The organism is Seonamhaeicola marinus (assembly GCF_008085455.1).
The window spans coordinates 1-4471 of sequence record NZ_VSDQ01000616.1; the positions used below are offsets into that span (position 1 = coordinate 1).

The window sequence follows — 4471 nt, forward strand, 5'->3', positions numbered from 1 at the left end:
ATTACCCAACCTACCGTTTTAAGTGCATCGATAAGTTCTCAAACAAATGTAAGTTGTAACGGTTTATCAGATGGAAGTGCCACAGTTGGAGTTTCGGGTGGAGTTGCCCCATATACCTATGATTGGGATAATGGTGAAACGACTCAGAGCATTTCTGATTTGCACCCAGGAACATACGATATTACAGTAACAGATGCGAATGGTTGTGAAGCCTTTGCCTCTGTAATAATTACTGAACCTTTGGTAGTTGGAGTTCCAACAGTAACTACGCCTATAACATATAATCAAGGAGATACGGCTAGTCAGTTAACAGCGACTTTAGGAGCAAATGCAACAGGATTAATATGGTATACTATTGATACTATTAAGGGAGGCGTTGGAGATACAACAGCACCGACTCCAAGCACTAATGAAGTAGGAAATACATCATATTGGGTATCCAGCGTCAATGCAAATGGATGTGAAAGTGAAGCAATAGAAATAGAAGTTATTGTTTCTTCAACGTTAAGCGAAACTTCCAACCAAGTATTAAAAACAGTTAGCTTCTATCCAAACCCAGCTAGTTCTACTATTTTTATTAAAAACATAAAATTGCTAGAATTAGATTTAGAAGTACTTGATTTAAATGGGCGTTTATTATTAAAACAAAGAATAGACAGTGTTATTGGAGAAGTAAATATTTCAAAATTGAATACAGGAATATACTTGTTTAAATTAAAGACACAAAATGGCGAGTTTACCAAACGTATTATAAAGAATTAAAGATTATAATCTGTCCTGTAGAACTATTAAAATTTCCAATAATAAGGGGAAAGTAACAAAGAAGATTAAGACTTTTAAGTTTATAGTTTTATGATTACTGCAGAGGTAAAACAGCATGTTGTTCCTGAATTATTTAAGAAATGATACCTTATTGGTAAATTCTCTAAGCAACAAATAGAATTAAAAAAAAAAATCCGATTCAACTAAGAATCGGATTTTTTATTAAACGAGATATATGTTTTACAATAGGCTAAGCGCCTTATTTTACTTTGTCAACTACTGCTTTAAAAGCTTCAGGGTTATTCATAGCTAAATCAGCTAAAACCTTACGGTTTAACTCAATATTATTAGCTTTTAATTTCCCCATAAATTGAGAATATGATAATCCGTGTTCTCTAGCACCTGCATTTATACGTGTAATCCATAAAGCACGGAATGTTCTCTTTTTATTTTTACGGTCTCTGTACGAGTATTGCATCGCTCTGTCAACCGCATTTTTAGCTACTGTCCAAACGTTTTTACGTCTTCCAAAGTAACCTTTTGCTTGTTTAATAATCTTTTTTCTTCTAGCTCTTTTAGCTACAGAATTTACTGATCTTGGCATAATTTTTAATGTTTTGTAGCTGGCGTTCCGAACTTACTTGTGCTGAATTTATTTCAGTATTTCAGAATCTTTGTATTGGCCAGACTCCAGGGTTATACAATTTGTTTTAACCAATTAAAACAGGTTACTTTAAACGTAACATTGTTTTAATGTTATCTTCGTCACTCTTGTGTACTAAAGTATCATGAGTTAACGCAAGCTTACGCTTTTTAGATTTTTTAGTCAAAATATGACTTTTAAAAGCGTGCTTTCTTTTAATCTTACCAGTACCCGTTAATTTAAAACGTTTTTTGGCACTAGATTTAGTTTTCATTTTAGGCATCTTCTTCTCCTAGTTTTAATTATCTCGCTTAATTTTTTGTGCTGAACTTGATTCAGTATCTTATTTCTTTTCTTTTTTAGGCGCAATAAACATAGTCATACGTTTCCCTTCGAGTTTTGGCATTTGTTCTACTTTACCAAATTCCTCTAAATCTTGAGCTAAACGTAATAACAAGATTTGTCCTTGCTCCTTAAATATAATGGAACGTCCTTTAAAGAAAACGAAAGCCTTTAACTTAGCACCCTCTTGTAAGAACTTTTCCGCATGTTTCTTTTTAAATTGGTAATCATGGTCATCAGTTTGTGGTCCAAATCTAATTTCCTTAATGACTACCTTACTAGCTTTTGCCTTTAAAGCCTTATCACGTTTCTTTTGTTCATAAAGAAACTTTTTATAATCCATAACTTTACATACAGGCGGATCCGCTTTCGGCGAAATCTCAACAAGATCTAATCCTTGTTCTTCGGCTATTCCTAAGGCTTGACGTGTATTGTAAATACCAACTTCAACATTATCACCAACAAGGCGTACTTTTGGCGATGTTATTTTAGAGTTAATTCTGTGTTTGTCTTCTTTAATAACTCTTTGAGGCTGTCTTCTTCTTCTAATTGCTATGGCTTATAAATTTTTAATTAAACTTTATTTCTTTAGAACGGTTTTAACGTTTTATTTATCTCTTCTTCAATAATTTTAGAGAAGTCCTCAATACTTATCATTCCTAAGTCTTCTCCACCATGCTTGCGCACAGTTATTTTGTTTTCTTTTTCTTCTTGCTCACCGATTATTAGCATAAAAGGGTATTTTTGCATTTCTGCTTCCCTAATTTTTTTGCCAATAGTTTCGTTTCTATGGTCTACAAGGGCGCGAATTTCGGCATTTTCTAGCAAATTTAAAACTTTTTCAGAGTATTTTTCATATTTCTCGCTGAGCGACAATATAATACACTGTGTTGGCATTAACCAAATTGGGAAATTACCACCGGTATGTTCCAATAATATAGCAACGAAACGTTCTAAACTACCAAAAGGCGCTCTATGAATCATTATAGGGCGGTGCAGCTCATTGTCGCTACCTTTGTAAGTTAAATCAAATCGCTCAGGCAAGTTATAATCAGCTTGTATTGTACCAAGTTGCCATTGTCTACCTAAGGCGTCTTTAACCATAAAATCAAGCTTTGGCCCATAAAAAGCGGCTTCGCCTTCTTCAATTACATAATCTAAACCTTTATCTGCCGCTGCATTAATAATAGCACGTTCAGCTTTTTCCCAGTTTACCGGATCACCAATATATTTGTCAGGATTTTTAGAATCCCTTACAGATACCTGTGCAGTAAAGTTATCAAAGCCTAAAGATTTAAATACATAAAGTACTAAATCAATAACATTTTTAAACTCTTCATCTAATTGTTCAGGCGTACAAAAAATATGAGCATCATCTTGAGTAAACCCTCTAACACGCGTTAAACCATGTAACTCTCCACTCTGTTCATATCTATAAACAGTACCAAATTCCGCATAACGAATAGGTAAATCTTTATAACTCCATTGGAAGCTATTATAAATTTCACAGTGATGCGGACAGTTCATTGGTTTTAATAAGAACTCTTCATCATCTTTAGGCGTATTAATAGGTTGAAAACTATCCTCTCCATATTTAGCATAATGACCAGAAGTAACATAAAGCTCTTTTTGTCCAATATGTGGAGAAACCACCATTTCGTAACCAGCTTTTTTCTGAGCCTTTTTCAAGAAATTTTCCAAGCGCTCACGTAAAGCAGCACCTTTAGGTAACCATAAAGGTAGACCTTGTCCCACTTTTTGAGAAAACGTAAACAAGCCTAATTCTTTTCCAAGCTTTCTATGATCACGTTTTTTCGCTTCTTCTAATAAATGTAAATATTCAGTAAGCTCTTTTTGTTTAGGAAAAGATATACCATAAACACGAGTTAACTGAGGTTTAGTTTCGTCACCACGCCAATAGGCACCAGCAACACTTAATACCTTAACAGCTTTAATAATACCAGTATTAGGTATGTGACCACCTCTACACAAATCTGTGAATGTACTATGATCACAGAAAGTAATGGTACCATCCTCTAAATTTTCAATAAGTTCAGTCTTAAACTCATTGTCTTTGTATAAATCTAATGCCTCAGCCTTTGTTGCAGATCTCATTTTAAACTCATGTTTGCCACGAGCAATCTCCAACATTTTATTTTCAATAGCCTTAAAATCTTTATCAGATACTACATGCTCACCAAAATCAACATCATAATAAAATCCATTTTCAATAGCAGGACCTATAGTAAGCTTAATACCAGGATACAATTCTTCAAGAGCTTGAGCCAATACATGCGCACTAGAATGCCAAAAAGCAGTCTTTCCCTCTTTATCTCTCCATGTGTATAAAACTAAAGAACCATTGGTTGTTAAAGGGGTGGCTGTTTCAACGGTTGTGCCATTAAAACTTGCCGAAATCACATTTCTAGCTAACCCTTCGCTAATACTTTTAGCAACATCCATTGGTGTAACGTTTTCTTCAAACGTTTTTACACTACCATCTGGTAAAGTAATATCTATCATAATAATAATTAAAATCAGGCGCAAAGATAATACACTATATAAACTCATACAATATATATATAGGTATAATTTTTATTTCGGCGTTTCCCTCCATACTTTCGGGTCGGGCTTTCACTACTCAATCTTTTTAAAAGTGTTTTTTGGTGATGAGATTCATGGCAATCTATATAATGCGTAGCTATTCTAAAGGATTGCATCTTA

5 protein-coding genes are annotated in these 4471 nt (G+C 33.9%); 1 reads left to right on the forward strand and 4 read right to left on the reverse strand.

Annotated features, from left to right (window positions below; translation table 11 throughout):
* Positions 1-762: T9SS type A sorting domain-containing protein (locus tag FUA24_RS25155; protein ID WP_187388250.1), on the forward strand; the 762-nt coding region annotated here is incomplete at its 5' end.
* Between the two features lie 259 nt (positions 763-1021).
* On the opposite strand, the gene rplT is transcribed toward FUA24_RS25155, so the two are convergent.
* The 4 genes from rplT to thrS form a co-directional block, all read right to left on the reverse strand.
* Positions 1022-1366, reverse strand: coding sequence for a 50S ribosomal protein L20 (gene rplT / locus FUA24_RS10835; protein ID WP_148542207.1), 345 nt, complete (start codon positions 1364-1366; stop codon positions 1022-1024).
* 124 nt (positions 1367-1490) lie between these two features.
* Positions 1491-1688 (reverse strand): 50S ribosomal protein L35, encoded by a 198-nt coding sequence (gene rpmI / locus FUA24_RS10840; RefSeq protein WP_129761794.1) that lies wholly within the window; start codon positions 1686-1688, stop codon positions 1491-1493.
* Positions 1689-1748: 60 nt separating this feature from the next.
* Entirely contained in the window at positions 1749-2267 is a 519-nt protein-coding gene (gene infC / locus FUA24_RS10845) for a translation initiation factor IF-3 (protein ID WP_187388251.1), read from the reverse strand.
* 68 nt (positions 2268-2335) lie between these two features.
* A complete protein-coding gene (gene thrS, locus FUA24_RS10850; RefSeq protein WP_148542211.1) occupies positions 2336-4270 on the reverse strand; it encodes a threonine--tRNA ligase in 1935 nt (644 codons plus the stop codon).
* Positions 4271-4471 lie beyond the last annotated feature (201 nt).